This window comes from Streptomyces sp. NPDC003036 (genome assembly GCF_040611175.1).
Taxonomy (GTDB): domain Bacteria; phylum Actinomycetota; class Actinomycetes; order Streptomycetales; family Streptomycetaceae; genus Streptomyces.
Genome location: NZ_JBEXNO010000004.1, coordinates 20607 through 47348, shown reverse-complemented (window position 1 = coordinate 47348; position 26742 = coordinate 20607). Strand labels below are relative to the sequence as shown.

The 26742-nt window shown below is 72.8% G+C and carries 26 protein-coding genes; 16 read left to right on the top strand and 10 right to left on the bottom strand.

Annotation, left to right across the window (positions count from 1 at the left end; all coding sequences use genetic code 11):
- The first annotated feature begins 134 nt into the window (after positions 1 to 134).
- Positions 135 to 383 (top strand): hypothetical protein, encoded by a 249-nt coding sequence (locus tag ABZX67_RS04295; RefSeq protein ID WP_355354266.1) that lies wholly within the window; start codon positions 135 to 137, stop codon positions 381 to 383.
- 100 nt (positions 384 to 483) lie between these two features.
- Here ABZX67_RS04295 and glnA read toward each other — a convergent pair whose 3' ends face one another.
- Positions 484 to 1893, bottom strand: coding sequence for a type I glutamate--ammonia ligase (gene glnA / locus ABZX67_RS04290; protein WP_355354263.1), 1410 nt, complete (start codon positions 1891 to 1893; stop codon positions 484 to 486).
- Between the two features lie 209 nt (positions 1894 to 2102).
- Between glnA and ABZX67_RS04285 the strand changes: the two genes are divergently transcribed.
- Positions 2103 to 2570 (top strand): RDD family protein, encoded by a 468-nt coding sequence (locus ABZX67_RS04285; protein ID WP_355354260.1) that lies wholly within the window; start codon positions 2103 to 2105, stop codon positions 2568 to 2570.
- A gap of 94 nt (positions 2571 to 2664) precedes the next feature.
- Here ABZX67_RS04285 and ABZX67_RS04280 read toward each other — a convergent pair whose 3' ends face one another.
- Entirely contained in the window at positions 2665 to 3312 is a 648-nt protein-coding gene (locus ABZX67_RS04280; protein WP_355354257.1) for a ScbR family autoregulator-binding transcription factor, read from the bottom strand.
- Between the two features lie 264 nt (positions 3313 to 3576).
- Here ABZX67_RS04280 and ABZX67_RS04275 point away from each other — a divergent pair, with 264 nt between their 5' ends.
- The 13 genes from ABZX67_RS04275 to ABZX67_RS04215 all read left to right on the top strand — a co-directional run bounded on the left by ABZX67_RS04275 (position 3577) and on the right by ABZX67_RS04215 (position 17171).
- Complete coding sequence (locus ABZX67_RS04275) at positions 3577 to 4566, top strand: ScbA/BarX family gamma-butyrolactone biosynthesis protein (protein WP_355354254.1); 990 nt, start codon at positions 3577 to 3579, stop codon at positions 4564 to 4566.
- Positions 4560 to 5705, top strand: coding sequence for an acyl-CoA dehydrogenase family protein (locus ABZX67_RS04270; protein WP_355354251.1), 1146 nt, complete (start codon positions 4560 to 4562; stop codon positions 5703 to 5705). The genes ABZX67_RS04275 and ABZX67_RS04270 overlap by 7 nt, the downstream gene beginning before the upstream one ends.
- Positions 5702 to 6523: an HAD-IB family hydrolase gene (locus ABZX67_RS04265; RefSeq protein WP_355354248.1), complete on the top strand. Its 822-nt coding sequence runs from the start codon at positions 5702 to 5704 to the stop codon at positions 6521 to 6523. The genes ABZX67_RS04270 and ABZX67_RS04265 overlap by 4 nt, the downstream gene beginning before the upstream one ends.
- 17 nt (positions 6524 to 6540) lie before the next feature.
- Positions 6541 to 7386, top strand: coding sequence for a TetR/AcrR family transcriptional regulator (locus ABZX67_RS04260; RefSeq protein WP_355354245.1), 846 nt, complete (start codon positions 6541 to 6543; stop codon positions 7384 to 7386).
- A complete protein-coding gene (locus ABZX67_RS04255; protein WP_355354242.1) occupies positions 7304 to 8347 on the top strand; it encodes a LysR family transcriptional regulator in 1044 nt (347 codons plus the stop codon). The genes ABZX67_RS04260 and ABZX67_RS04255 overlap by 83 nt, the downstream gene beginning before the upstream one ends.
- A gap of 259 nt (positions 8348 to 8606) precedes the next feature.
- Positions 8607 to 9608: a nitronate monooxygenase gene (locus ABZX67_RS04250; RefSeq protein WP_355354239.1), complete on the top strand. Its 1002-nt coding sequence runs from the start codon at positions 8607 to 8609 to the stop codon at positions 9606 to 9608.
- A gap of 54 nt (positions 9609 to 9662) precedes the next feature.
- Positions 9663 to 10253 carry a YciI family protein gene (locus ABZX67_RS04245; RefSeq protein ID WP_355354236.1) on the top strand — a complete coding sequence of 197 codons (591 nt, stop codon included), beginning with the start codon at positions 9663 to 9665 and terminating at the stop codon, positions 10251 to 10253.
- A gap of 58 nt (positions 10254 to 10311) precedes the next feature.
- Positions 10312 to 11745, top strand: a complete 1434-nt coding sequence (locus tag ABZX67_RS04240; protein WP_355354233.1) for an FAD-binding protein — start codon at positions 10312 to 10314, stop codon at positions 11743 to 11745.
- Between the two features lie 31 nt (positions 11746 to 11776).
- Positions 11777 to 12712, top strand: coding sequence for a hypothetical protein (locus tag ABZX67_RS04235; protein ID WP_355354230.1), 936 nt, complete (start codon positions 11777 to 11779; stop codon positions 12710 to 12712).
- Positions 12709 to 13491: a hypothetical protein gene (locus ABZX67_RS04230; protein ID WP_355354227.1), complete on the top strand. Its 783-nt coding sequence runs from the start codon at positions 12709 to 12711 to the stop codon at positions 13489 to 13491. Before ABZX67_RS04235 ends, ABZX67_RS04230 begins: the two co-directional genes overlap by 4 nt.
- Positions 13488 to 15272 (top strand): isocitrate/isopropylmalate family dehydrogenase, encoded by a 1785-nt coding sequence (locus ABZX67_RS04225; RefSeq protein WP_355354224.1) that lies wholly within the window; start codon positions 13488 to 13490, stop codon positions 15270 to 15272. The genes ABZX67_RS04230 and ABZX67_RS04225 overlap by 4 nt, the downstream gene beginning before the upstream one ends.
- Complete coding sequence (locus ABZX67_RS04220; protein WP_355354221.1) at positions 15265 to 16125, top strand: DUF6282 family protein; 861 nt, start codon at positions 15265 to 15267, stop codon at positions 16123 to 16125. The genes ABZX67_RS04225 and ABZX67_RS04220 overlap by 8 nt, the downstream gene beginning before the upstream one ends.
- A 20-nt stretch (positions 16126 to 16145) precedes the next feature.
- Positions 16146 to 17171: an MBL fold metallo-hydrolase gene (locus tag ABZX67_RS04215; RefSeq protein WP_355354218.1), complete on the top strand. Its 1026-nt coding sequence runs from the start codon at positions 16146 to 16148 to the stop codon at positions 17169 to 17171.
- A gap of 10 nt (positions 17172 to 17181) precedes the next feature.
- Here ABZX67_RS04215 and ABZX67_RS04210 read toward each other — a convergent pair whose 3' ends face one another.
- The 3 genes from ABZX67_RS04210 to ABZX67_RS04200 all read right to left on the bottom strand — a co-directional run bounded on the left by ABZX67_RS04210 (position 17182) and on the right by ABZX67_RS04200 (position 19679).
- A complete protein-coding gene (locus ABZX67_RS04210; protein WP_355354215.1) occupies positions 17182 to 17730 on the bottom strand; it encodes a helix-turn-helix transcriptional regulator in 549 nt (182 codons plus the stop codon).
- Positions 17727 to 18284 (bottom strand): XRE family transcriptional regulator, encoded by a 558-nt coding sequence (locus tag ABZX67_RS04205; RefSeq protein WP_355354212.1) that lies wholly within the window; start codon positions 18282 to 18284, stop codon positions 17727 to 17729. Before ABZX67_RS04205 ends, ABZX67_RS04210 begins: the two co-directional genes overlap by 4 nt.
- A gap of 189 nt (positions 18285 to 18473) precedes the next feature.
- The gene (locus tag ABZX67_RS04200; RefSeq protein WP_355354209.1) at positions 18474 to 19679 is read right to left on the bottom strand and encodes an aminopeptidase; all 1206 of its coding nucleotides are present in this window, start codon (positions 19677 to 19679) and stop codon (positions 18474 to 18476) included.
- Positions 19680 to 19723: 44 nt separating this feature from the next.
- Here ABZX67_RS04200 and ABZX67_RS04195 point away from each other — a divergent pair, with 44 nt between their 5' ends.
- Positions 19724 to 21073: an MFS transporter gene (locus ABZX67_RS04195; protein WP_355354206.1), complete on the top strand. Its 1350-nt coding sequence runs from the start codon at positions 19724 to 19726 to the stop codon at positions 21071 to 21073.
- A gap of 259 nt (positions 21074 to 21332) precedes the next feature.
- On the opposite strand, the gene ABZX67_RS04190 is transcribed toward ABZX67_RS04195, so the two are convergent.
- The 5 genes from ABZX67_RS04190 to ABZX67_RS04170 are packed head-to-tail and all read right to left on the bottom strand — an operon-like array spanning position 21333 to position 26741.
- Positions 21333 to 22805 (bottom strand): MFS transporter, encoded by a 1473-nt coding sequence (locus tag ABZX67_RS04190; protein ID WP_355354203.1) that lies wholly within the window; start codon positions 22803 to 22805, stop codon positions 21333 to 21335.
- Complete coding sequence (locus ABZX67_RS04185) at positions 22802 to 23614, bottom strand: methyltransferase domain-containing protein (RefSeq protein WP_355354200.1); 813 nt, start codon at positions 23612 to 23614, stop codon at positions 22802 to 22804. Before ABZX67_RS04185 ends, ABZX67_RS04190 begins: the two co-directional genes overlap by 4 nt.
- Positions 23614 to 25080, bottom strand: coding sequence for an amidase (locus ABZX67_RS04180; protein WP_355354197.1), 1467 nt, complete (start codon positions 25078 to 25080; stop codon positions 23614 to 23616). The genes ABZX67_RS04185 and ABZX67_RS04180 overlap by 1 nt, the downstream gene beginning before the upstream one ends.
- Positions 25073 to 25264, bottom strand: coding sequence for a hypothetical protein (locus ABZX67_RS04175; RefSeq protein WP_355354194.1), 192 nt, complete (start codon positions 25262 to 25264; stop codon positions 25073 to 25075). The genes ABZX67_RS04180 and ABZX67_RS04175 overlap by 8 nt, the downstream gene beginning before the upstream one ends.
- Positions 25254 to 26741 carry an aminopeptidase P family protein gene (locus tag ABZX67_RS04170; RefSeq protein ID WP_355354191.1) on the bottom strand — a complete coding sequence of 496 codons (1488 nt, stop codon included), beginning with the start codon at positions 26739 to 26741 and terminating at the stop codon, positions 25254 to 25256. Before ABZX67_RS04170 ends, ABZX67_RS04175 begins: the two co-directional genes overlap by 11 nt.
- Position 26742 lies beyond the last annotated feature (1 nt).

The following is a 26742-nucleotide window of genomic DNA, read 5'->3' as shown; positions in this document are numbered from 1 at the left end:
GCGGCAGGCTGGAGAGGGGCTGCAGATGCGCATCGTCCCCTTGCTGCATCACCGCCTACGACCAGCGGTACGCTGCCTACCCCCCGGGGGGGCGCTCCTGCTGCAGCGCCATCGACACGGCGGCATGCCTCGGCGTGGCGCTCGTCGGCCTGGGCAACGGCGACCAGGTGTACAAGCAGACCTTCGTGACCGACAGCCTCGGCCTTCCCCACGTCGTTCTGGCGAGGCACACCCCGCGCGCGGCGGGATACCTCGTCCACGACGTGGCCATGCGCAGGACCAGGGACTTCATCACGGCACGCCCCCGCCCGCGGGCGTTCGTCCGCGAGGGGCTCCGCCGCTACGGCCGGCTGAGGGAGCGCCACCTCGGCTCGCCGCCGTGAGCCCGGGCACAACGCCGAAGGCCGCCACCCGCACAGGGGGTGACGGCCTTCAGCACGACGCCTGGCCCCGGGTCAGGGAACCCGGCTTGAGGGATCCGGCTTAGATGTCGAAGTACAGCTCGAACTCGTGCGGGTGCGGACGCAGCTGGATCGGGGCGATCTCCTTCGTGCGCTTGTAGTCGATCCACGTCTCGATCAGGTCGGACGTGAAGACGCCACCCGCCTGGAGGTACTCGTTGTCCTCTTCCAGCGCGTTCAGCACGGACGCGAGGTCGGTCGGGACCTGCGGGACGCCCGCGTGCTCCTCGGGGGCGAGCTCGTAGAGGTCCTTGTCGATCGGCTCGGCCGGCTCGATCTTGTTCTTGATGCCGTCGAGGCCCGCGAGGAGCAGGGCCGAGAAGGCCAGGTACGGGTTGGACGACGGGTCCGGGGCGCGGAACTCGACGCGCTTGGCCTTCGGGTTGGAGCCCGTGATCGGGATGCGCATCGCGGCGGAGCGGTTGCGCTGCGAGTAGACGAGGTTCACCGGGGCCTCGAAGCCCGGGACCAGGCGGTGGTAGGAGTTCACCGTCGGGTTGGTGAAGGCCAGCAGCGACGGGGCGTGCTTGAGGATGCCGCCGATGTAGTAGCGGGCGGTGTCCGAGAGGCCCGCGTAGCCCTGCTCGTCGTAGAAGAGCGGCTCGCCGCCCTGCCACAGCGACTGGTGGACGTGCATGCCGGAGCCGTTGTCACCGAAGATCGGCTTCGGCATGAAGGTCGCGGTCTTGCCGTTGCGCCAGGCGACGTTCTTCACGATGTACTTGAAGAGCATCAGGTCGTCGGCGGCGGCCAGCAGCGTGTTGAACTTGTAGTTGATCTCGGCCTGGCCGGCGGTGCCGACCTCGTGGTGCTGGCGCTCGACCTGGAGGCCGGACTTCTCCAGCTCCAGGGAGATCTCGGCGCGCAGGTCGGCGAAGTGGTCGACCGGCGGGGCCGGGAAGTAGCCGCCCTTGTAGCGGACCTTGTAGCCGCGGTTGTCCTCGAGGGCACCGGTGTTCCAGGCGCCGGCCTCCGAGTCGATGTGGTAGAAGCCCTGGTTCGCCGAGGTCTCGAAGCGGACCGAGTCGAAGACGTAGAACTCCGCCTCCGGGCCGAAGTACGCGGTGTCCGCGATGCCGGTGGAGGCCAGGTACGCCTCGGCCTTCTTGGCGATGTTGCGCGGGTCGCGGCTGTACTGCTCGCCCGTGATCGGGTCGTGGATGAAGAAGTTGATGTTCAGCGTCTTGTCACGGCGGAAGGGGTCCACCCGCGCGGTGGACAGGTCGGCGCGCAGCGCCATGTCCGACTCGTGGATGGCCTGGAAGCCGCGGATCGACGAGCCGTCGAAGGCGAGCTCCTCGGCCGGGTCGAACGCCGTCGCCGGGATCGTGAAGTGCTGCATCACACCCGGAAGGTCGCAGAACCGGACGTCGACCATCTTGACGTCGTTGTCCTTGATGAACTTCTTGGCTTCGTCGGCGTTCTGGAACATCCAACTCCTCCTACTCCCACCCAGGGAGGGGCGGGGTTGCAGCTCGGTCGTGAGGCCAGTGCGGTGGCACACGCTGGTTCTGACCCTAGGGACCCGGGATTTCTCGGGCATGACCCATTTGTTTCGGGAAAGTTAACCAGCGCGCGGGCGCGTAACACATCAAGGACCCGGGTCGAAGTGATCGAAAGCGGGCACAGTACCGTGGTCGCGTGGACAACAGGCAAGCAATCGGATCGTGGCTCTCCGGACCGCGCGCGGCCGCCGAGGAGATGGGCGCGGACTTCGGCTACCGGGGTGAGCGGCTCGGCCTGCCGCAGGAGGGGCCGGGCTCCATCGCCCCGCTCGGGCGGCGCTTCGGGGCCCTCTTCATCGACTGGACCCTGTGCCTCGTGATCGCATACGGGCTGATCGCGCCGGGTGACCAGACCCGGGCCGGCAACTGGGCCGTCGTGGTGCTCTTCGTCCTCAACGTGCTCACGGTCGGTACCGTCGGCAGCACCCCGGGCAAGCGCCTCCTCGGGCTGCGCGTCATCTCCGTCGAGGGCGAGCGGCTCGGCTTCCTGCGCGTGTGGCTGCGCAGCATGCTGCTCTGCCTCGCGATCCCCGCGCTGATCTGGGACCGCGACGGGCGCGGACTGCACGACCGGCTCTCCCGCGCCGTGCAGGTCAGAGGCTGACGGCACGGACACGAAGAGGGGCGCCCCCCCCGCGGGGGGGGGGGGCCCCACCGCTCCCCGGCATGTGCCGGGCGCCGACCGTCCTCGCGCGCGCTCAGTCGGCGCGGATCGCGCGGAAGAGCAGCTCGCTCAGATCCTGCCAGCGCGTCACCACGTCGGCGCGCCCGCTGAGGACGTCGGAGACGTGCTGGGAGCCGAAGAACGCGGAGACCAGGGAGCGCGCGGCCTTGGCCGGGACGACGCCGGGACGCAGCTCGCCCGCCTCCTGGGCGGAGGTCAGCAGGGACTCCAGGAGGGCGATCCAGTCGACGTACGGAGTGGGGAGTTCGGCGTCGATCTGCGGGCGTTCCAGCTGGAGCCGGGCACCCGCCTGCACGACGACGTCCTCCTGGAACGCGGTGGCCGCGCGCTCCAGCATGCGTACGGCCGTATCCAGGGGGCCGAGGCCCTCCCCGGTGATCTCATCGAGCATTTTCGGCCAATGAGCGTAGTGTTCCTCGACGATCGCCACGGCCAGCGCTTCCTTGGTCGGGTAGTGGAAGTACACGGCGCCCTTGGTCATCTCGACCCGGTCGGCCACGTCCTTGACCGACGTGTGGCGGAAGCCCCGCTCGGTGAAGAGCTCCGCGGCCCCCCTCAGGACCCGCAGGCGAGTCCTGGCCGAGCGCTCCTGTTTGGGCTCGGAACCCCTTCTGGCAGAAGTCTTCTGCGGGGTGAACGCGGTGGCCTGCGGCTCTGGCATGAGGGGCGGTCCTCTGTCGTCGGTCGGCTGCTGTCGTGTGCGGTTGCGTCGTGCCCGGGTCCGTGTCCGGTCGCACGAGGTGGCGAAAAACGATCCCCCAATATACCTTCCCGAAGGTATATTTTCGCCGTCGCCACTTGCTGTGTCGGGACGATACCGGCGCGTGGCTGCCACGGCGACAAGGGGAGGAATCTTCGCGTGCACGCCATGCCTGAAGTAGGGATACGAGCCGGCCTGCCCGGGCCGGAGCGCCACTGGCCGAGAATGAACTTCGACCGGTGCGTTCCGCGTGAGTCCGTCCACAAGGCGGCCGAGGGGGAAGTGCTGCTGACGGACGCGCAGCGGCTCGGCGACGACCGTTTCGCGGTCGCGGCCTTATGGAACCGGGACCACTACCTCGCTCACCACGGTGGCCCTGCGTCCGACCCGGTCCTGCTGGCGGAGACCGCGCGGCAGACCGCCATCCACGTGTCCCACCGCTTCCTCGGCGTCGCCTACGGGATGCCGTTCGTGCTCAGTGAGATCTCCGTCGACCTGTTCGAAGCACTCCCGCCGGTCGGCGCGGAGCCGCTCGCCGTCGGGCTCGACGTCGTCTGCCGCGCTCCCGCCGAGGGCGCCCGGCGCCTGCGCCTGGAACTCGAGGCCGAGGTCCTGGTGCGGCACCGCTCCGTCGGGCGGGTGCGGGTGGCCTGGGAGCCGATGGAGCCCCGCCGCTATGCCCTGCTGCGGCGCCGCGGCGGGCAGGCGCCGGACGAGGCTCCGCCGCGCCACCAGCCGCCGCACGTTACGCCGTCGCACGTACCGTCGTCGCACTTTCCGCTGCCGTACGTTCCGCTGCCGCCGGCCCGCGTCGGGCAGCTCGCCGAACGCGACGTCCTCATCGCCGCCGCCGACCCGCATCGGGCGGGCCGCTGGTGGCTGCGGCTCGACCAGGACCACCCCGTGCTCTTCGACCACGAGTCCGACCACGTGCCGGGCATGATGCTCGTGGAGGCGTTCCGGCAGGCCGGCCGGGTCGCCGCGGCGGACAGCCGGCCCGGCGCGAGCGGTGTGACGCGGCTCGCCGTGACGTTCAGCGCGTTCGGGGAACTGGCCGTGCCGGTGGCGATCACGGCGGAACCGGCCGAGCGGACCGATCCGGCCGGCACCGTCTTCACGCTCCGCGCCCGCCAGGGCGACCGCGAACTCGCTCACGCCACGGTTCGCCACGGCAGAGCGGATCCCGCGTGGAGCCGGCTGGGGGAGGCGTGCTGACCGCCCGGCAGCAGGCCGGCGAGGTACGGAATGACGCACGGCAGGACGCACGGCAGGACGCGCGCAGCCTGCTCGTCGAGGCCGCGGCACGGGACGCGCGAGGTGCCGACGAGCGGCGCAGGCTCGACCCGCAGGTCGCCGCCGCCGTCGTCGAGGCCGGGTTCCCGCGCCACTTCGTACCGGCCAAGTGGGGCGGCACGGCCGGGAGTTTCGCCCAGTTGCTCGCCGACGCTTCGGCGGTCGCGGAGGCCTGCGCCGCCACCGGATGGTGCGCCGCCCTGTACGCGGCGCACGGCCGGCTCGCCGCCTACCTGCCGGAACAGGGCCAGTACGACCTCTGGACGCACGGCCCGGACGCGCGCATCGCCGCGTCGATCGTGCCGCCGCAGGGCCGCGCCACGGCGGTGGCCGGTGGCTGGCGGCTGGACGGGGAATGGCGGACCGCCAGCGGCGTCGACCACGCCGAGTGGGTGCTGGTGGCCTCCTGGACACCGGGTCGTGACGGTACGCGGGAGCACCGGATCTTCGCCGTGCCGCGGGCGGAGCTCTCCGTCCGGGACACCTGGGACTCCGTCGGTCTGCGGGGAACCGGCAGCAACAGCGTCGTGGGCGACGGGATCGACGTGCCCGCCCACCGCTCGTTCACGCTGGACGCGCTGCTGCGCCCCCTGCCCGACGCGGCCCGCTGCCACCGCGTGCCCTATCCGATGGTCGCCGCGCTGATCTTCGCGGCCCCGGTCCTCGGGGCGGCCCGGGCGGCGCTGCGGGCCTGGACGGCCGAGTGCGTACAGGAGGCGTCGCGCACACCCGGCCAGAACCTGCTGCTGGCCGGGGCGTCCGCGCGGATCCACGCGGCGCGGCTGCTTTTGGAGGCCGCCGCCGACCGCGCGGACCGGGGGGAGATCACCCCGCTCGCGGTGGCCGAGAACCGTCGGGACGCGGCGACCGCCGCCGCGCTGTGCCGTGAGGCGGTCGACGAGCTGTTCCACGCGTCGGGCATGCGCGGGCAGTCCGCGGGGAGCCCGACGCAGCGGGCGTGGCGGGACGTCACGACGGCGGCGGCGCACGGGGCGTTGGGCCTCGACGGGGCGGCCGACGCGTACGCGGACGCGGTCCTGGTGAGCGGGGGTGCCCGATGACGGCGGTGGCCGGGGGCGGGCGTCCCTCGCTCGCCTTCTTCGACGTCGACGAGACCGTGATCGCCGAGAAGAGCATGATCGCGTTCTGGGAGTACTGGGTGGCCTCACAGCCGGCCCCGGCCCCGGCCCCGGCCCCGGTCGCCGCCGACGTGCTGGAGCCCCCGGTCGCCGCCGACGCGCCGGAGCCCCCGGCCGACGCGGCGGCGACCCGCGACCGCGAGGCACTGAACCGCGCGTACTACCGGCGCTACGCGGGTGTGCCACCGGCCGTCCTCGAGGCGTCCGGGCGGCTCTGGTACGACGGCTACCGCCGCGGCGGCGCGGCCTTCGTGCTGCCCGCCGTCGACGCCGTCGCCGCGCACCGGGCCGCGGGCCGCGACGTCGTCCTGGTCTCGGGCTCGATGCGCCCGCTCCTGGACCCGCTGGCCGAGGAGCTCGGGGTGTCCCGGGTCGTCTGCACCGAGCTGGTGGTGGGGGCCGACGGGGTGCTGACCGGCGAGGTGCACCGCCCGATGATCGGCGAGGCCAAGGCCGAAGCCGCGCTCCGCATCATGCGGGAGCGGGGTGCGGATCCGGCCGACTGCTTCGCGTACGGCGACCACGAGAGCGATCTCGCCCTCCTCCGCGCGGTGGGGACGCCGGTCGTGGTGGGGGATTCGCCCGAGCTGAACGAGGAGGCGGAACGCTTCGGCTGGGCGGTGCTCCCCGCCCGTCGCGGCCCGCTGAGGGCGGCGCGGGCGGTGTCGGCGGGCGATGCCCGGGCGACCGGAACGCTGCGAGAGCATTCCGCCTCGATGGTATGTATGTGCTCTCTTTGACCAGGGAGGGTGCAAACATGGCCAAACAGGAACGGGCGCGGCGTACGCGGGAGAAGGTGCTGACGGCCGCCGCCGAGGTGTTCGCCTCGGAGGGCTACAGCCGGGCCACCCTCGGTGCGGTGGCTGATCGCATCGGCATGACGAAGGGCGCGCTCTACGGACACTTCCCCTCGAAGAAGTCGCTGGCCGGGGCCCTGATCGCCGAGTCCCGGCACGCCTGGACGAGCCTGCGGGCCGAGTGCGACACCTCCGGCGCGGACGCCGGGTGCGTCCTCGAAGGCGTCGTGACGGGTTTCTCCGGCCGGTTGCAGTCGGACGTGCGGCTGCGGGCCACCGTGCGACTGGCGGCCGACTGCCCGGTCCTGGCGCGGGCGCTCTCCGACGTCCTCGTCGAGGTGCACGACGTCCTGATGGACCTGGTCCGCCGGGCGCAGCGGGACAGCGGCTTTCCCGCGCACTCGCCGCGGCTCGTCGCCCGCCTGCTGGTGATCGTGATGTACGGGCTGCTGCACGCGCCCGCCGGGAGCGCCGGGGACGAGGGCGCGCCCGGCGGGGAGCCGCTGTGGCGGCTGCTCTTCGCGGCGCTGTCGGGGGTGGAGGGGCAGGGTTCCGTGCGCGGGGGTGGTGAGGCCGGCCATGGTGACGAGGCTTTTTCAGGCGCTAAAAAAATACCTTCGGGAACGAATTTTCTGACATGCTGCACCTGGGCCCGGGCATGCCCGGGGCCGGGTGGGTGCGTCCCTGCGCGGGGCAGGGGCGGCGACACGTGGGAGGAAGCGGATGAGCGTGCTGGACGAGTGGACAGGTCGGCGCACCCAGGGTCGGGCGGACCTCGACGCGCAGGGTCCGGATCCGACGGGTGAGGTCGTATTCCGGGCGATCACCGATGCGCGCGACGTCGACGATTTCGACATGCGACATCTCCGGTATTTCCTGGCCGTGGTACGCGCGGGAACCGTATCGGCGGCAGCCCAGGAACTCCGGATATCTCAGCCGAGCCTCAGCCAGCAAATTCGGCGCCTTGAGCAGCGCGTCGGTGCCGCGCTGTTCATCCGGAGTTCCCGAGGCGTTGAACTGACGGCCGGCGGCCGCGCCTTTCTCAGAGAAATTCAGGGAATTCCGGGCCAGCTGCGCTCCGCCATCGCCGCGGCCGCTCCCGCGCCGCGGGTCTGGCCCGTCGGGGTGTGCGGCGGGGTGCCGGCGGACGTCCTCATCGAGGTGCAGCACGCCCTGTCCGGCAGCCACGCACACGGCAGCCGCCCGCACGGCGGTCGCGAGGCCGGCGCGAAGCTGCGCATGCGCTCGGTGGGTGCGGCGGACCAGGGCGAACTGTTGCGGCACGGTGAGATCGCCTTCGGCATCGTGCGCCTGCCGTTCCCGATGACGCACCTGGTGCGCGCCGTGGTCCGGGACGAGCCGCTCGGCGTCGTCATGGCGCGAGAGCACGCGCTCGCCACGGGTGCCGACCTCACCTGGAGGGACCTCGCCCGGCAGCGCCTCCTCTGGTACGAAGAGGGCTGCGCGCCGGGGTTCGCGGACACCGTGCCGGCGCATCTGGCCAGGCTCGGGTGGGACGTGGCACTGCATCGCGTCGACCATGACCAGCACGCCCTGTTCCTGCACGCCCTGCAGACCACCGCCGACCTGGTCGCCCTGCGTCCGCGCCGCGCGGTGGAGCGGGAGCCGCACCTGGTCTGGCGGCCACTGCCCACCACCCGGCCGCCGCGCGAACGCCTCGCCGTCACCGCACTCGGCGGCAGCCGCACCGCCCGCGTCCTGCAAGAGGTCTCGGCGGAGCGCGGCTGGGCGTTCCTCACCGAGTAACCCCCGCCTCTCCCCGCGGCGGGCCCGCCTGTGATCCGAGCAATACCGGCTCGGCTCACAGGCCTTTCTTGTTTCCGCTGCCAGGCGGTATAGGTGCCCGGTTATGGCTGTCACGCGGTTTGCGTCTTGGACGGGCCACAGGCGCCGAAGCTAATCTCGTGAACGTCAATCGACGCGATCCCGCCTTTCTTCCTCGCGGAATTCGAGCGGGAATTCTCCGGAACTTTTTCTCACCGGCGAACCGGACCAAGGGAGCATCGTGATCTCGACCAAGCTGACGGAACTGCTCGGAATCGACCACCCGGTCGTCTGCGCCCCGATGGGTTCCGTGTCCGGCGGGCGGCTCGCCGGCGCCGTGACCCGCGCGGGCGGCCTCGGCCTTGTCGGCGTCAGCTACGGCGACGCGGCGTTCATCGACGAGCACGTGGCCCAGGCCGCCGAGACCGGCGGCGTATGGGGCGTCGGCTGCGTCATGTTCACCTTCGACGAGCGGCCCGGCCTGTGGGACAAGGTGCTCGGGTACGCCCCGCCGGTCATCGCCCTCTCCTTCGGCGACGCGGCGCAGGTCCGCACGTACGTCGCGTCCGCGGCCGACGCCGGGGCCCACGTCGTCGTCCAGGTCCACGACCCCGAACAGGCCGCCGTCGCCGTACAGGCCGGGGCGTCCGTGCTCGTGGCCCAGGGCGCCGAGGCCGGCGGCCACCACGCGTCGCTGGCCACGCTGCCGCTCATCCCCGCCGTGCTCGACGTCACGCAGGGCCGGGTTCCGGTGGTCGCGGCCGGCGGGTTCGCGGACGGCCGCGGCCTCGCCGCGGCCCTCGCGCTCGGCGCCGACGGCGTGATGATGGGCACGCGGTTCGCCGCGACCGAGGAGTCGATGGCCACCGCCGGATTCAAGTCCCACCTGGTGTCCGCGCACACCGCCGACACCGTCGACACCCGTTCGTTCGACGTCGTGCGCGGCATTCCCTGGGACGAGAGGTACCAGGCCCGCGCCGTGAGCAACGACTTCACCCGCACCTGGACCGGGCGGGACGCCGAACTCGCCGCGCAGCGGGCCACCGTCGAGCCCGAGTGGACCGCCGCCGTCGCCCGCGACGACACCAGCCAGCGCGCCATGTTCGCCGGTGAGGTGCTCGACCTCATCCAGGACATCCAGCCGGCCGCCCAGGTCGTCCACAGCGTCGTGGCCGACGCGGAGGAGATCCTCGCCGGTCTGGCCCGGAAGACCTCGGCCTCCCCCGCCGCCTCCGCCGCCTGATCCGGCCGGTTTCCTCCCCGCCCCCCTTCCGCCCCCACCCACGCAGAGGACCCGATGATCCACGTACTGACGCTCACGTACCTGACCCCCCGCGAAACCGTCGTCGCCCACATGGCCGAGCACAAGGCCTGGCTGCGCGAGCACGGAGACCAGGGCCGCATCCTGCTCAGCGGGCCGCGTCCCGAGGGCGGTGCGGTCATCGTCACGGCCGACCTCGACGAGACCCAGGTGCGCGAGCTCATCGAGAGCGACCCCTGGCACAAGCTCGGCATCGCCTCGTACGAGCGGATCTCCTTCGAGGGCCGCAACGCGAGCCCGGGCGTGGTCACCGCCCCGGAGCCGGACGACGGCGTGCTGCTCATCAACGTGGCCACCACCGACGACGCGGCCGCCAGCGTGGCCGCGCTCGCCTCCGCCGTCGAGCACGTCGCCGCCACCGCCGACGGCTTCCGCGGCTCCCGCCTGCTGACGAGCGTCGACGGTGACGCCATCGTCAACTTCGCGGCGTGGACGGACCAGAAGCGGTTCGACGCGATCTTCGAGGACCCCGAGTTCACCCGCCGCTACCAGGCGTTCGCCGAGACCACGACCGGCGCCAAGTACCGGCTCTACCGCACGAGTCGGGTCATCACGCCGAACCGCTGAGCTCGTAGGCCCGCAGGCCCGTATCCACCGCTTTTCCGACCTTCTCCGAGGAGAGACCATGTCAGGCTCGAACACCCGGGCACAGTACGACCTCATCGTCATCGGGTTCGGCGCCGCCGGCCTGTCGGCCGCCCTGTCCTTCGCCGAGGCCACCGAGGGCCGCGAGACCCCCGCCAGGATCGCCGTCCTGGAGCGGGCCACGAAGGAGGAGCGCGGCGGTGCCACCCGCTGGACCGGCGCGTTCCTGCGGATCACCCAGGACAAGCGGCTGGACACCGACTGGGCCGAGCACGTCGTCCGGGTCTCCGGCGGCCTCGCCGACATGGAGTACTGCCGCACCGTCGAGCGGGAGACCCCGCAGACCCTGAGCTTCGTCGAGAAGCACGGCGTCGAGATCGCCTTCGAGGACTTCCCGCTGCCGCACACCTTCGACGGCGGTACCCCCTCCATGACGCCGCCGGCCAGCCCCCGCGGTGGCGGCGCCTCGATCGTCGAGCACCTCGGTGCCGCGCTGGAGAACGACCCGCGCGTCGACATCCGCTACGAGACGGAGGCGCTGCGCCTGACCACCTCCGACGACGGCTCCGTCGACGGCGTCGTGGTCCGCACCTCCGACGGCCGCACCCAGCGGCTCGCCGGCCGCGCCGTCGTCCTGGCCTGCGGCGGCTTCCAGGGCAACACCGAGATGCTCACCCGCTACGTCGGCGACAGGGCCTGCGACCTGCCGCTGATCGCCCCCGGCATCACCAACAACCGCGGCGACGCGCTGCGCATGGCGCTGGAGCTGGGCGCCGACACCGCGGGCCAGTTCGACGGCATCCACGCCGAGCCCGTCGACCGCCGGACCGAGAAGGCCGACGCGGTCCTGTACGGCTTCAGCACCGGGATCTTCGTCAACGGGAAGCTGGAGCGCTTCTTCGACGAGGGCCGCGACACCTGGGACAACACCTTCGAGCACGTCGGCTACGAGATCTGGAAGAACCAGGAGCAGGAGGCGTACTGGATCGCCGACGCCAAGACGCTCGCCATCCCCGGCATCATGAACTCGCTGCTCAGCGACGTGCCGCCGGAGCAGGCCGACACCCTGGAGGAGCTGGCCGGCAAGCTCGGCATCGACGCCGAGGGCCTGGAGAAGACCGTCGCCGAGTTCAACGCGGCCGTCGGCCCGGGTGAGTTCGACCCGACGCGCCTCGACGGCAAGGCGACCGTGGGCATCGAGCCGAAGAAGTCCAACTGGGCCACGCCGCTGGACACCGCGCCGTTCATCGGCGTCCCGGTCACCGCCGCCATCTGCTTCACCTACGGCGGTGTCCGCACCGACCTCGACGGCCGTGTCGTCACCCCCTCCGGTGCCGCCATCCCCGGCCTGTACGCGGCGGGCGAGGCCACCGGCCTCTACTACCACGCCTACCCGCCGGCCACGTCCGTGCTGCGCTCGCTGATCTTCGGCCGGCTCGCCGCCCACCACGCCGCGGCTCAGCAGTCCGCCTGAACCCCGAGTCCCGAGTTCATCTGGAGGAACCATGAGCATCGTCAACATCGACGTCACCCTCCGCGACGGCGGGTACCGCAACGGCTTCAACTTCCCTCTGGAGTACGCGCTCACGCACGCCAGGCTCAGTGTCGAGGCGGGCTTCGACTGGGTGGAGATCGCCTACCGCAAGGGTTCGCTCCTGCCGATGCCCGGCCTCGGGCTCACCGGCCGCGGCGACGACGAGTACATCGCCGCCGTGGCCCGGGAGATCGGGCCGGACAGAGTCGCGATGATCCTGCACCCGAAGAACATCACCGCGCACGACCTGCCCGCCATGTACGCCGCGGGTGCCCGCCTGGTCCGCATCATCCTGCCGTCCAAGGGCTACGAGCGCGGCCTGGAGTACATACGCCAGGCCAAGGAGACCGGGTTCAGCGTCGGGGTCAACTTCGCCCGGATCAGCCAGTGGGCGGGCCGTGACATCGTCGAGGTGGCGACCGCCGCCACCGACGCCGGCGCCGAGTTCGTCTACCTGGCCGACTCCAACGGCAGCCTCTCGCCCGTGGACACCACCGACCTCACCACCCTGACCAAGTCGGTCACCGGCGGCCCGGTCGGCCTGCACGCGCACAACAACCTCGGGCTCGCCCTGGCCAACGCGATCAGCGCCGTCGCCGCCGGTGCGACCTGGATGGACTCCTCGATCCAGGGCATGGGCAAGGGCCCGGGCAACCTCATCGCCGAGCAGTGGCTGGCGCACCTGGACCGCACCGACGCCGAGGCCGCCGCCCGCCTCCACCTGGGCCCCGCCCTGGAGCTGGCGGAGCTGCTCCTCGCCACCATCCCGGAGGGCACCCCCTCCCTGCCGCTGCCGGACCTGGTCCTGGGCCGCTACGACCTGCCGGTCGAGCACCGCAAGGACCTGCTGGGCGGCAGCCACCGCGAGGGCATCGCCACCGCGCGCACCCTCGCCACCGTCCGGTGACCCACGCCGGACTCGCGGTGCCGACGGCGGTCTTCGGACCCGAGGCCGCCGTCGGCACGGCACACGCCCTCGTCCTCGCCCCCGTCATCCCGCGCTGGGACGGCGGAGCGTTCTTCGCCCCCGTCACCCGGGTCCTGGCCGACGCCGGCCTGCGGGTGACCGTGGCGGACACGCTCTCCCTGTGGGACGAGGAGACCGACTCGCTGGACTCCTTCGTCGCCCGCTGGCGCGGACTCCTCACCCGGTACGGTCCCGTGGACCTGCTCTGCGGGAACGCGCTCGGCGGCGCGGTGGCCCAGGCGCTGCTCCCCGATGTCGCCCCCGGCACCGCCGCGCTGCTCGTCTCCGGACCGGCCCGCACGGACGCCGTCCTCGAATCCCGGCTCCGGGAGATCGCCGACCTGGCCGCCGGCGGCCGCTCCGACGAGGCCCTGGCCCTCCTCAACCGGCGCGTCCAGCCGCGCGGCCGCCGCCCCGACACCGAGGACGACGGCGACGACGCCCCGGCACCGCACGATCCGACCGCCGGGCGCCGGCTCGCCGCCGGCATGCGCATGCTGTGCGGCGTCGACGTGACGGACGCGGTGCGGGCCCACCCCGGCCCACTGCTGCAGATCGTCGGCGGCCACTCGCAGCTCGTCACCCGGCGCCACACGGCCGCGGCACCGCACCACCGCGTCCACGTCATCGAGGGCGCCGGCATGCGCCCCCACTTCGAACGCACCGCAGAAGTGTCCGCCCTCGTCGGCGCCTTCCTGCGAGAGAAGGGACTCACATGAAGAGCGTCGCTGTCCTACCCGGCGACGGCATCGGACCGGAGGTCACGTCCGCGGCCCTCGACGTCGTGGAGAAGCTCGGCCTCCCCCTCGACCTGCGCTTCGGCGAGATCGGCTGGGAGTGCTGGCGCCGCGAAGGCGACCCGGTCCCGGAGCGCACCTGGAAGCTCCTGGAGGAGACCGACACCTGCCTGCTCGGCGCCATCACCAGCAAGCCGCTGCGCGAAGCCGAGGAGGAACTCCCCGCCGAGCTGCGGGGGACCGGCCGCACCTTCGTCTCCCCCGTCATCCAGCTGCGCCAGCGGCTGAGCCTGTACGCCAACGTCCGCCCGGTCGTCGACCTGGTCGACGGGCGCTTCGACTTCACGGTGATCCGCGAGAACACCGAGGGCCTGTACGCGGGCTTCGACGTGCGCGGCGTGGACGACGCGCTGTGGAACGTGGTCCGCGACCACCCCAACGCCCTGGCGTCGGGACCGGACGCGACCAGCGTCACGCTGCGCCTGCAGACCGAGTTCGGCATGGACCGGCTGCTGCGCTACGGATTCGCCTACGCCCGCTCCCGCGGCTACACCCGGCTCACCCTGGTCGACAAGCCCAACGTGCTGCGCAACAGCAGCGACCACCTGCGCGAACGCCTCGAACTGGTCGCCGGCGCCTACCCCGACATCGAGACCGAGATCCTCAACGTCGACGCCGTCGCCCTGTGGATGGTGCGCAGGCCCGAGCGGTTCGGGGTGCTGGTCGCCGAGAACATGTTCGGCGACATCCTCTCCGACCTCGGTGCGGGCGTCATGGGCGGCCTCGGCCTCGCGCCCAGCGGCAACATCGGCGACCACGGCAGCTACTTCGAGCCCGTGCACGGCAGCGCCCCCGGCATGGCGGGCCAAGGCCGCGCCAACCCCATGGCGATGATGCTCGCCGTGGCCCAGCTGCTCGACCACCTGGACCTCTCCGTGCCGGGCGACGAGCTCAGGGCGGCGGTGCGCACGGTCGCCGCGCGGCGCACGACCGTCACGTACGACATGGGCGGTACGAGCGGTACGCGGGAGGTCGCGCAGGCGGTGGCCGGTGAACTCGCCGCGAGCGGGGGAGAGCCGAGCCGTCGCGAGGACGTGGTGGACCGGTTCGCCCGCCTCGACACGGCGTCCGTCTCCGACGCGCTCGACAGCCTCGGCGTCGGCGGCGTTCTCGCGGGCATCGCACCGCGCGTTCCCGGTGCCCGCGCCGCGGGCCGCGCGTTCACCGTCACGTACCAGCCCGTCGACACCGCCGAGAAGGGCTTCCGCAACGCGGCCAACTACCTGGACGACGTACCGGAGGGCTCGTTCGTGGTGGTCGACAACGCGGGCAGCACCACCTGCACCAACTGGGGGTCGCTGCTGACGAGGCTGGCGCAGCGGCGCGGGATCCGCGGGACCGCCCTGCACGGCTCGGCCCGCGACATCGCCGAGATCCGCGCCGCCGGGTACCCGCTGTTCAGCACCGGCGCCACCATGGTCAGCGGCAAGAACCGGGTGGAGCTCGCGGCGACCGGCCGGGACGTCCTCATCGGCGACGTCACCGTACGGCCCGGCGACATCGTCGTCGCCGACGACAACGGAGCCCTGGTGGTGCCCGCCGAGCACGCCGCCGAGGTCGCCGAGCGGGCGGAACGCGTGGAGCGGACCGAGGCCGCGATCGCGGAGGCGGTCGGCGCGGGCCTGCGGCTCGACGAGGCCCGCCGCAGGTTCGGCTACGCCAGGCCGTGGGGCGACGGTGGCGCCCGGCCCTCCCGTGCATGACCTGGAGGGGCGCGTGGTGGTGGACGTCCACTACCACGCGGGCCCCGACCTGTACCGCCGCCGTCTGACCTCCGCCGGTGCGGGCCGGGCGTACGCCGAGGTGGGCGGCTGGGTGGTGCTCAAGAGCCACCTCACCTCGACCGCCGCCCGCGCGTGGGAGGCCCGCCAGGAGGGGCTGCCGGTCTCCGGCACGCTCGTCCTCAACGAACTGGCGGGCGGTGTCCGTCCGCGGGCCGTGGAGCAGGCCGTGTACGCGCACGGCCCGGACAGCCCCGCCCGCCTCGTCGTGCACCTCCCGACCCTGGTGGGCCCCGCGCACGCCTCGGCGCTGCGCCGCACGTCGTTCCACCCCCGGCTCGATCCCGACCGGTGGCGGACCGGCCGGGTCCTGGACGCCGGCGGGCGGCTGCGCCGGGACGTGCGCGAGGTGCTGCGGGCGGCCCGTGACCTGCCCGTCGCCGTGGCGACCGGGCACAGCGACCGGGAGGCGGCCCTGCGGATCGTGGACGAGGCCGTCCGCCTCGACGTACCGCGCCTGCTCCTCACCCACGCCACGCACCCGATGTCGGGCTTCACCCCCGACGATCTGGCCGATCTCTCCCGTGTGCCGCAGCTGTACGTCGAACTGACCGCCCTGACACTGCTGTTGGGGCACCGGGGCGTCGAGCACCTCGCCGAGGTCGTCCACGCCCACCCGCGGGTGGTGTTCAGCTCCGACCTCGGACAGCCCGACCAGCCGGACGTGAAGGAATGGCTGGACCTGAGCGAGCGGTGGTTCCGGGAAGCGGGCCTGACGCACCGGGAGATCAGCGCCGTCACGTCGGAGAACCCCATGAACCTGCTGATGCCGTGAGCACGCGCCAAGGAGATGCCATGAGAGAGCCGGAGGACAGGGTGCCCGTTCCCTCGCGGCGGGGGATCCTGCGCACCGCGGTGGCCTCCACCGCGGCGATGGCCGTGTCGCTGACGGGCGCGCTCCCGGAAGCACATGCGGCGCGGCCGCGTATCGGATCGCTGGGTGACCAGTCGGCCGTGCGCACCCTCACCCTGGGGGACGTCCGGCTGACGTACGTCGTCGACGCGGCGATGGAGCTGGACCGTGCCGGTTTCCTCCCCGCCGTCCCCGCCGCGTACTGGAGGGAACACCCCGAGGCGCTGGCGCCCTCCGGGCGCGTCGCCGCCTCGGCGGGCGGCGTCCTCGTGGAGCGGGGAGGCCGCCGGCTGCTGATCGACACGGGCCTGGGCGCCAACGTGCTGGCGCCCTCGCTCGGTGTCTCGCGCGGAGGAGCGCTGCTGCGCACCCTCCGGGCGCTGGGCGTGCCGCCGGGCTCCATCGACACCGTGGCCTTCACGCACCTCCACACGGACCACACCGGCCTCGGCTTCCTCACCGGGCACGGCCGCCGGCCGCGCAAGGCGTTCCCGTGCGCCGACTACCTCGTGGCCCGGGCCGAGTGGGAGCCGTTCTGGAACCGCGAGGTGGAGGTGGGGGCGCCGTCCTGGGAGGGGTTCATGGTGCCGATGTCGCGGGTGCTGCGCCGGTTCGACGACGGGGACGAGATATGGCCCGGCGTCACCGCGCTGATCACGCCCGGCCACAGCGCGGGCCACACCACCTACGTGGTCTCGGCCCGGGGCGGGCGGCGGATCCTGGTGTTCGGCGACGCCTTCCACACTCCGGCACAGGTGACCCACCCCGAGTGGCCGTCCGGACCCGACGTGGACGTCGACGGCGTCCTGCGTGCCCGCGCCGCGCTGCTCACACGGCTGCGGGCACCGCGTACGTACGGCTTCGCCTTCCACTTCGGCGACCAGGCGTTCGGCCGGGTCGCCGCGGGGGACCGGTGGCGTCCGGTGCCGGCCCGCGCGCTCCTGCCGCATCCGACCCGGCTGACCTGAGCCGTGGTCGTCAGTTGCGTTGGGCGGGGCAGGACACCCACGTCACCATCGACGCCTCGACGGCGCGCCAGGACACCTCGCCCGGCTCCGTCACGTCGAGGGCGTCGCCCCCGTCGAGGGTGTAGTCGGTGGAGTCGACGCGGACGACGACGGTGCCGCTGACGACGTAGACGAACAGGCCCCGGTCGTCGAGGTCGACCGGGCAGGCGCCGTGGTCGCCGGGGAGGGCGGAGACGACGCAGCTGCGCAGCGAGAGCAGGGGGTGCGAGATCTCGGTGAGGCCCCGCGGCCCGTCGGGCACCTTGGCGCGGCGCAGGGTTTCCTGGCCCTCGTGGGCGAGCACCTCCGGGATGCTCACGCCGAGGGCCTCGGTGATGGAGGCCAGGGTGTGCAGCGACGGGTGGTTGATGCCCTTCTCGACCGCGGAGAGGTACGACACGGAGACGCCGCAGGCCTGGGAGAGCGCCGCCAGCGTGAGCCCGCGGTCCTTGCGCATGCGGCGCAGCTGGCCGCCGACGCGGGCGGCGAGCGTGCTCTCGTCGTCTACGTGTCTCTTCACAGGATCGCCGGGGTCACGGCCCACAGGATCACCGCGGGGTCGCTGGAGGTCACCGTGAGCGTGTGCTCGGGGTGGGAGGAGTAGTGCAGCGTCTCACCGGGGCCGAGCTGGAGGACCGTGGCCCCTATGCGGGTCTCGATCTCGCCCTCGAGCACGAGCAGGAGCCTTTCGCCGAAGCAGGAGTAGGGCGCGGTGGTCTCCGGCGGTTCGATCCGGTCGAGCAGACCGGTGAAGGCGGGGGCGACCGATCGCGCGGACAGGACAGTGTAGGTTCTGGCCCGGCCGGTCGCCACCCGCATGTGGTTGGTGGCGGCGGCGCGGTGGACGTGCACGGTCTCGCGTGCCGCCGGGGGGAAGAACGCCGACATGTCCGTGCCCAGGACCGCGGCGAGGGTCGACAGCGCGCTGAGGCTCGGGGTGGTGACCCCGTTCTCCACGTTGGCGAGGTAGCCGCCGGTGAGGTTGGCGCGGTCGGCGAGGTCGGCCAGCGTCATGCCGCGGGCGCGGCGCAACTGGCGGAGTCTGCCTCCCACCTGTTCCACGAGCTCGTCCATGCGCCATCCCCGTATCGTCGTTCCGTACCCGCTGTGCCGTGAGGCCCAGACGTGCTGCCCGGGCGTGATGCCCGGCCCTGATGCCCGGCCCTGATGCCCAGAATAGGCAGCGCGCGGAAGGCGGGGTGAGGTGTGCCGCCGCACCCCCGTGACGCCGGCACACCTCGCCGCGCCCGCCGCGCGCTGCCGTCAGACCGTCCAGACCCCGTGGTCGAGGACCATGACCGCGGTGCCGTCCGCCGCCAGGCCCTCCACCGTCATCTCCGGTGAGCCGATCATGAAGTCGACGTGGATGGCCGAGGTGTTGATCCGCGCGTGGTCGGCGGGGTCCTCGACCGGTGCGAGGTAGCCCCAGCCCAGCGCGAGGTGGGTGGCCGCGTTCTCGTCCAGCAGCGTCTCGTGGAAGACGGTGCCCAGCGGCCCGATCCGCCCGGAGCCGTCGACGAGCGCGAGTTCGCCCAGGTACGCGGCGCCCGCGTCGCGGGAGGCGTACCCCTCCAGTACGGCCCCGCCCTTGTCGGCCTCGATCGACACGGCCCGGCCGCCCTCGAAGCGGATCCGCAGGCCCTCGACCGTGGCGCCGGCCAGGACCAGGGGACGGGTCGCGGTCACGACGCCGTCGACGCGCAGCGGGTCCGGCGTCGTCAGCAGCTCCTCCGTGGGCAGGTTGGCGAGGTGCTGGACGCCGTCGCGCGAGTGCATGGAGGTGGTCAGCCAGCGGGAGCTCGGCAGGAGGCCGATCGTGACGTCCGTGCCGGGCGCCCGGAGCCGTATCGCGTCGAACCGCCGGGCGGTGAGGCGCGCGCCGACGTCGGCGAGGTCGGCCATGCGCGTGCGCCAGGCGGCGGCCGGATCGGGTTCGTCGAGGCGGCAGATGTGGAGGAGCTCGTCGACGAGCCGGGACAGGGCCGCGTCCGGAGCGAGCGTCGGGTGCGCCAGGGCCGCCCACTCGGCGGAAGGGGCGGGTACGAGCGTCCAGTTGATGCTGCGGTCGTTGATGACCGTACGGCGCTCGGCGACCATCGGCAGCATGTCCCGCCCGGCCAGTACGGGGTCGAGCCCGTCGAGGGCGCCCGGCTCCGTCGGGCCGGTGATGCGGACCGTGGCCGCTCCCGCGTCGCCCTGGGCGAGGACGGAGTCGCCGAGCCACGGGGGGACGAAGTCGAGCGTGTCCGGCCGCGCGTGCTGGACGCGGACGCGCTTGAGCAGGGGATCGAACACGGCCACGTCGACGAAGCGCGCCCCCCGGCCGTACGCGGCCCGGGCTATCTCCCGGGCCAGCGGCAGGTGTCCGGGCTCGGCCGAGACCACCACGATCTGGCCGGGCTGGACGTTGGCCCCCACCGTCACGGCGAGCTCCGCGACCCCTGTCGTGAACTCCTCAATGCTCCCCATGGGAAGGACTGTACGCCACTTCTCCTGCATGGGAAAGTGAAGTTATGCCAGACAGGAAAAATTCCCAGACCGAGTTACTCCACGCCCCTTCCGGCTCCGAAGCGGGGTCCGCGTCCGCGACCGGCCCCGCCCGTGCGGGCAGACGCCGGCCGATCGTCGCCGCCTCGATCGGCAACTTCGTCGAGTGGTACGACTACGCCATCTACGGCACGCTCGCGGTCGTCCTGGCCGAGCTGTACTTCCCGAAGCAGGACCAGACGGCGGCGGTCCTGCTGACCTTCACCGGGTACGCGGTCGCCTCCGTGCTGCGGCCCGCGGGCGCGCTGCTGTTCGGCGCGCTGGGCGACCGGATCGGCCGCAAGTCCACGCTGTCCGCCGTCGTCCTGCTCATGTCGGCCGCCACCGCGGCGATCGGCATGCTGCCGACGTACTCCGACATCGGCGTGTGGGCGCCGATCCTGCTGTTCTTCTGCCGCGCCCTGCAAGGGCTCTCCGCGGGCGGCGAGTACGGCGGTTCGGCGACGTTCCTGGCCGAGTACGCGCCGCCGGGGAAGCGGGCGCTCTACACGAGCTGGCAGACCTTCACGGTCCTGCTCTCCTTCCTCTGCGGCGCCCTCCTCGGCGCGCTGCTCACCCGGGAGCTGGGCCGCGACGTATTGTTGGCATGGGCATGGCGCATTCCTTTCCTGGTGGCGCTGCCCCTCGGACTCGTCGGCCTCTACCTGCGCCTGCGCCTGGAGGACACCCCGGCGTTCACCCGGCTCCGGCGGCAGCGGGACGTCCCCCGCAGCCCGCTGCGCGAGGCCGCGCGCGACCACAAGGGGGCGCTCGCCCGCGTCTGGGGGCTCGCCTTCTTCGGCACCGCCGCGACCTTCGTCTTCCTCACCTACTCCACGACGTACGCCGTCGTCACGCTGAAGAAGGACCTCGACCTGGCGCTCATCGGCCTCAGCGCCGGCCTGGTCGCCGGCCTCGTGCTGTGCCCGTTCGTCGGCGTCGCGGCCGACAGGTGGGGGCGCCGCCCGGTGATGCTGTACTCCACGATCGCCTGCCTGGCGCTGACGTACCCCGGCTTCCTGCTCATGGGCGGGCGGTCCGAACTCGGGGTCGTCGCCGGCTTCGTCCTCTTCACCGTGCTGCTCACCCTCTACACCGGGGCCGGACCGGCGGTGCTGACCGAGGCGTTCCCCACGCGGGTCCGCTACTCCGGCCTGTCGATGGGCTACAGCGTCGCCGGCTCGCTGACCGGCCTGCTCACGCCGTTCGCGATCGAGTGGCTCATCCGCCACACCGGATCCGCGATCGGCCCGACCCTGTGGATCCTCGCCACCGGGATCGCCGGCCTGACGGCGGCGATCCTGCTGCCCGAGACGCGCGGCAGGGAACTGACCTAGGGAGTGTCCGCAAAGTAGCGTCGTCCGCCCGAAGGGCGGGCCTGGCGGCGTCTGGTGCGTGCGATCGCAAGGCGGAGGAGGGAGCCACTGCGGAGCATTGGCGACTGACGACAACGCGGCTGGGGACACCCCCAGGCGAAGCTCTGGGGGAGTGCGTGCCAGACGCCGCCAGGCAGACGGGACTTTGCGGACACGACCGAGAGACGACGGTACGTACGCGCCGCCGGGTGGCCGACGGACCACCCGGCGGCGCGACGCGTCACCCATCGGCCGTCCGCACCGCGCGCCGCGCCCGTACGCGGCCGGCCGCGTACCCCGCCACCAGCGCGACGGCCAGCAGGACGAGGATCACGAGCGCCACCGCGAACACGTCGCGCAGGCCCAGGCTGCGGCCCGCGACGGCCGACACCCCGCCGCCGCTCATGTGGTGCGCCGCCCGGATCTCCAGGAACGCCGCACAGCACGCCGCCCCGACCGAACCGCCCAGGCTGCGCGCCATGTTGAACAGCAGCGACCCCGACGACGCCTGGCTCGCGCTCAGCGCCCGCGTCGCCATCAGGCCCAGCGCGGCGAGCAGCAGGCCGGACCCCACGGACCGGGCCATCAGCGCCACCACGATCACGCCGTACGGCGGCGAGGAACCGGCGAGGAACGGCAGCAGCGCCGCCACCGCGAACACCACCGCCCCCGCGCACGACACCAGATACGCGTCGACGCGGCGCAGCAGGACGGGCAGGCCCAGCGCGATGACGAGCTGCACCGTCCCGCCGTACAGCGTCACGGTGCCGATCTCACCGACCGAGAAACCCAGGTTGGTCAGATAGAAGGGGATCAGGATGAAGCTGGAGTACACCGCCACCCCGGCCACCACGTTGAACACGCAGCTCGACAGGAACGGCCGCAGCCGCAGCAGCCTCAGGTCCACCAGCGGGCTGCGACTGCGCAACTCCGTCACCACGAACAGCACGGCGGCGGCCACGGCCACCACCACCGTCACGGTCACCACCGCCGACGCGAACCAGCCGCGCCCCTGGCCCGTGTCCAGCGCGTACTGGGCGCAGAACAGGCCCACCACGGCCGCGCCGATGCTCACCGCGTTCGCCCGGCGCCCGAGCGGCGACTCGTCCTGGCGCATGTCCCGCAGCCCCGGCAGCGCCAGCCACAGCGCGACCGCGCCGACCGGCGCGGCCACGCAGTACAGCGCCCGCCAGCTGAGCCACTCCGCCAGCGTGATGCTCAGGATCGGCGCCAGGACGTAGGAGCCGGTGACCGTGATCGAGAACGTCGAGATCGCCTTCGGCTGCTCCTCGCCCGGCAGCAGCACGACGATGGCGTAGTACGCGAACGGCATGATCGCCCCGCTCGCCGCGCCCTGCACGACGCGGGCCACGAGCAGGCTCTCGAAGTTCCAGGCGGCGGCCGACAGCAGCGCGCCCGCCACGAACACGCACACCAGCAGGACGAGATAGGTGCGCGGACGGAACACCCGGGTCAGGAAGGCGCTCAGCGAGAGGGTGATCAGCTCGGCGGTCGCGTACGCCGAGATGACCAGCGCGCCCTTGGCGAGCGAGGTGTCCAGTGTCTCCTGGATGGAGCCGAGCGCGGTGCTCGTCATGGACAGGTCCAGCACCGTCATGGCGGCGGCCAGGATGCAGCCGAGCGTGGCGCGCCGGCGCAGCGGCGACAGTTCCTTCCGTACGGCGGGGGCCGCCGCCGGGCCGGGTGCCGTCATGAGCGTTCCTCGGGGCCGGCGGGGACCCGGCCCCACGCGTACACGGTGATGGAGCGGATGTCGGTGAAGCCGGGGTCGGCGCACAGCGCGCTCACCGCGTCCACGTCCGCCTGGGTGAGGAGCCCGGTGCGGACCAGGTACGCGCCCTCCTGCCGGATGTTGGCGGCCGCCAGCGCGCCGTAAGGACCCCGCTCGCCCAGGCAGTTCGCCCGGGTGAAGACGGAGACGTCCACCAGCCCGGCACGCGCCAGCTGCGACGGCAGCGTCTGCGCCCACCGCGTCATGTCCGAACCCTGCGCCTCCCAGCCCTTCTCCAGGGCGCCGAAGAACCGCCGGACCGGCGCGTACGCGGACCCGGCCGCCGGCATGCACATCGGGTCGCCGAGCACGAGCCGGCCGCCGGGCTTCAGCCACCGCGCCGCACGGGCGACGAGCGCCTCCCGCTCGGGCAGGTGGCAGAAGGTGAGCCGGGAGTGCACCAGGTCGAACGAGCCCGGCGCGAAGTCGAGTTCCCGGATGTCGCCGGTACGCCACTGGAGGTGGGGGCGCTCGGTGCCGGTGAGGTACCGGGTGTCGATGTCGACGGCGACCACACCGCCGTCCGGGCACTGGTCGGCCATCCAGCGCGCGACGGACCCCGCGCCCGCGCCGATCTCCAGGCACCGCCAGTCGCGGCCGATCCCGGCGGAGCGGAGCACCCGCCGGGTGTCGGGGTCGCCCCACTCCTGGAGGAGCCGCAGGCGGTCGAACTCCTCGGCCGTGTCCTTGCTCAGCGGTCCCGACGCGTAGTCGGTCGCCAGTTCTTCCATCAGCTCACCACCGCCGTGTCGTCGGGTTCCGGTGCCGGGTCCGGCGGGCGCCGGTGGCGCTGCCCCAGCTCCGCTTCGAGGGCCGCCGCCACGCGGAACACGGTCGCCTCGTCGAAGGCCCGCCCCACGATCTGCAGACCGATGGGCAGGCCGTCCGCGGCGAACCCGATCGGCAGGGACAGCGCCGGGTGGCCGGTCACGCTGAACGGGATCGTCTGCATGTCGTTGGCGAGTTTGGGCGGCGGCCAGTTCTCCGGGAAGTCGCTCCAGCGCGCGGCCGTGGTCTGGCCGCACACCGTGATCAGCACGTCGTACCGGTCGAACACGGTCTCGTCGAGCCGCCGCCGCAGCCACCGCCGTACGTCGTACGCGCGCAGCAGATCGGACGCGCCGACCCCGGCGCCGGGCATCACCCGCTGGTAGGTGTAGCGCCCGAACTCCCGAGGGCGGCGCCGCAGATCCTCCTCGTGGGTGGCGAACGCCTCCGCCGCGAAGATGACGCGGCCGCACGCGTTGAAGACGTCGTACGGCGGCAGCGTGACCTCCTCGACGGAGGCGCCGAGCCCGCCGAGTACCCCGAGGGCCCGCTCGATGCCGGTCACGATCTCCGGCAGCGTCGCGGGGTCGTCGGCGTACCAGCCGGGTGAGCACGCCACCCGCAGCCCCGCGACGCCCCGGCCCAGGACCGCGGTGTAGTCGGGGACCTCCGCGCCGGCCGTGCGCGTGCGCGGGTCGGCCGGATCGGCGCCCGCGATCACCCGCAGCGCGGCCGCCGCGTCGCCGACCGTCCAGGTCAGCGGCCCGAAGTGGTCCAGCGTCCAGGAGAGGGTCTGGACACCGTGCCCCGACACCCTCCCGTACGTCGGCTTCAGCCCGACCGCCCCGCAGTGGAACGCCGGGCCCCGGGTGGACCCGCTGGTGTCGGAGCCGACGGTGACCCGGACCAGCCCGGCCGCGACCGCGGCGCCCGAGCCCGACGACGAGCCGCTGGGCACGTGATCGCCGCTCCACGGGTTGCGGGCCGGCGGCACGGGCAGGTCGAAGCTCGGGCCGCCGACCGCGAACTCGAACGTGGTCAGCTTGCCGAGGCCGACCGCGCCCCCGTCGCGCAGCCGCCGCTCGACCGTGCTGTCCGCGTCCGCGACATGGCCGTCGCGCAGCCGGGAGGCGCTGGTGGTGGGCACCCCCTCCGCGTCGAAGATGTCCTTCAGCGCGTACGGGACGCCGTGCAGCGGACCCCGGTCGAGCCCGGCCCGCAGCTCGCGGTCCGCCGCCGCGGCACGCTCCAGCGCCGTCTCCTCCGTCACGCGGATGAAGGCGTGCAGCGCGGGGTCGAGCCGGGCGATCCGGTCGAGGGCGGCGCGGGTGAGCTCCACCGAGGTGAGCTCACCCGCCCGCAGCAGCGCGCCCGCCTCCGCGACGGAGAGCTCGTGGAGCGGCGCGGCGGCCGTGGGTCCGTCAGCCACCCGGCGCCTCCCGCACCTCGGGCGCGGCGGTGTCCGTCCGGACCTCCCGCAACAACTCCGTCATGGCCCGCAGGCCCGCGTAACCGCGGACGACGCCGTCCTTGAGATCGGCCGGCACCTCGATGCCCAGCCGGCCCGCGAGGACGTCGAACTCCTCCGCTATGGCCCCGCCCTCAGACGCCATCGACGCCCGGCTCCCGCGGTCCGGCCTCGCGCTGGGCGGCGAGCCAGGCCTCCACCTCGTGCGACGCCGTCGGCAGCTTCTCCGTCAGCAGCCGCGAGCCGCCCGCGGTCACCAGCACGTCGTCCTCGATGCGTACGCCGATGCCGCGCAGCTCCTCGGGCACCAGCTCGTCGTGCGGCTGGAGGTAGAGGCCGGGCTCCATGGTCAGCACGTGGTTCTCGCGCAGCGTGCCGCTGCCGTAGTACTCGGGCCGCGCGTGCCCGCAGTCGTGGACGTCCAGGCCGAGCATGTGCCCGAAGCCGTGCAGCGACCACCTGCGGTACGCCATCGTCTCCGGGTCCAGCACCTCCTCCAGGCTCCCCTTGAGCAGGCCGAGCCCGCGCAGGCCCTCCGCGAGGACCCGGTTGCAGACCGTCTGGATCTCGGCGAACTCCACGCCCGGGGCGATCGCCTCCAGGCCCGCGGTCCGCGACGCGTACACGATGTCGTACACATCGCGCTGCGCCCGGCTGAAGGTTCCGGAGACCGGCAGGACGCGCGTCACGTCGGCCGTGTAGCAGTGGACGTTCTCCACGCCCATGTCGAGGAGCAGGATCTGCCCCGGCTCGACCACCGCGTCGTTGCGCGACCAGTGCAGGATCGTGGAGCGGGGCCCGCCGCCGACGATGGAGCTGTAGCCGAGGCCGTTGCCGTCGACGCGCGCACGCCAGGAGAACACGCCCTCGATGTACCGCTCGGACGTCGGGGCGTCGGGCCGCAGCCGCCGGGCGACGTCCTCGAAGCCGCGCACCGTGGCGTCGACCGCGTCCTGGAGCTGCGCGATCTCCCACTCGTCCTTCTCCAGGCGCAGCTCGGACAGCACGCTCGCCAGCAGCGCGTCCCGCTCCTTGTTGTCGGGCGTGACGGGGAGCGAGCCGCGCTCCATGCCGCCGTCGATCCCGGTGTCGTACCCGCGCAGCACCCGCAGCCGGTCGGAGGAGGCCACCGAGGCCAGGACCTTGGGCAGCTCGCCCAGGGGGCGCGTCTCGATCTCGAAGAGGACGGACTTCTCCTGCGGCGAGTGGCGCCGGCCGTGCCAGATCTCGCCGTCCATCCGGTCCAGGTACTGGGCGCTGGTCGAGGAGTCCGAGCGCGGCTGCGCGTACAGCACGGGGTCGTGCCCGGTGGCCGTCGGGTGCAGGACCAGCACCGAGTTGGGATCCTGGTCGCCGGTCAGCCACAGGAAGTCGCTGCCCGCCCGGAACTCGTACGGCGCGCCGAAGGTCCGGGAGCGGATGTTCCCCGTGGGGATCACCAGGGTGTCGCCCGGGAAGGCCGCCGAGAGCAGCGCCCGGCGCCGGGTGAGCTGCTTCACGTGGGGGACCGGGGCGACGTCGATCTCGTCCTTGCTCCAGCCGGTCGTCATCAAGTCCAGGAACTTCTCCGGGATCGCCCGGTCGTGCGTTCCCGAGATCTCTTCCCGCCCGATGTTGCCCATG

Coding starts and splice junctions, on each gene's coding strand:
- glnA (WP_355354263.1), bottom strand. CDS start 1,893: ATGTTCCAGAACGCCGACGAAGCCAAGAAGTTCATCAAGGACAACGAC.
- ABZX67_RS04280 (WP_355354257.1), bottom strand. CDS start 3,312: ATGCCAGAGCCGCAGGCCACCGCGTTCACCCCGCAGAAGACTTCTGCC.
- ABZX67_RS04275 (WP_355354254.1), top strand. CDS start 3,577: ATGAACTTCGACCGGTGCGTTCCGCGTGAGTCCGTCCACAAGGCGGCC.
- ABZX67_RS04265 (WP_355354248.1), top strand. CDS start 5,702: ATGACGGCGGTGGCCGGGGGCGGGCGTCCCTCGCTCGCCTTCTTCGAC.
- ABZX67_RS04260 (WP_355354245.1), top strand. CDS start 6,541: ATGGCCAAACAGGAACGGGCGCGGCGTACGCGGGAGAAGGTGCTGACG.
- ABZX67_RS04255 (WP_355354242.1), top strand. CDS start 7,304: ATGAGCGTGCTGGACGAGTGGACAGGTCGGCGCACCCAGGGTCGGGCG.
- ABZX67_RS04245 (WP_355354236.1), top strand. CDS start 9,663: ATGATCCACGTACTGACGCTCACGTACCTGACCCCCCGCGAAACCGTC.
- ABZX67_RS04240 (WP_355354233.1), top strand. CDS start 10,312: ATGTCAGGCTCGAACACCCGGGCACAGTACGACCTCATCGTCATCGGG.
- ABZX67_RS04235 (WP_355354230.1), top strand. CDS start 11,777: ATGAGCATCGTCAACATCGACGTCACCCTCCGCGACGGCGGGTACCGC.
- ABZX67_RS04225 (WP_355354224.1), top strand. CDS start 13,488: ATGAAGAGCGTCGCTGTCCTACCCGGCGACGGCATCGGACCGGAGGTC.
- ABZX67_RS04215 (WP_355354218.1), top strand. CDS start 16,146: ATGAGAGAGCCGGAGGACAGGGTGCCCGTTCCCTCGCGGCGGGGGATC.
- ABZX67_RS04205 (WP_355354212.1), bottom strand. CDS start 18,284: ATGGACGAGCTCGTGGAACAGGTGGGAGGCAGACTCCGCCAGTTGCGC.
- ABZX67_RS04200 (WP_355354209.1), bottom strand. CDS start 19,679: ATGGGGAGCATTGAGGAGTTCACGACAGGGGTCGCGGAGCTCGCCGTG.
- ABZX67_RS04195 (WP_355354206.1), top strand. CDS start 19,724: ATGCCAGACAGGAAAAATTCCCAGACCGAGTTACTCCACGCCCCTTCC.
- ABZX67_RS04190 (WP_355354203.1), bottom strand. CDS start 22,805: ATGACGGCACCCGGCCCGGCGGCGGCCCCCGCCGTACGGAAGGAACTG.
- ABZX67_RS04185 (WP_355354200.1), bottom strand. CDS start 23,614: ATGGAAGAACTGGCGACCGACTACGCGTCGGGACCGCTGAGCAAGGAC.
- ABZX67_RS04175 (WP_355354194.1), bottom strand. CDS start 25,264: ATGGCGTCTGAGGGCGGGGCCATAGCGGAGGAGTTCGACGTCCTCGCG.
- ABZX67_RS04170 (WP_355354191.1), bottom strand. CDS start 26,741: ATGGGCAACATCGGGCGGGAAGAGATCTCGGGAACGCACGACCGGGCG.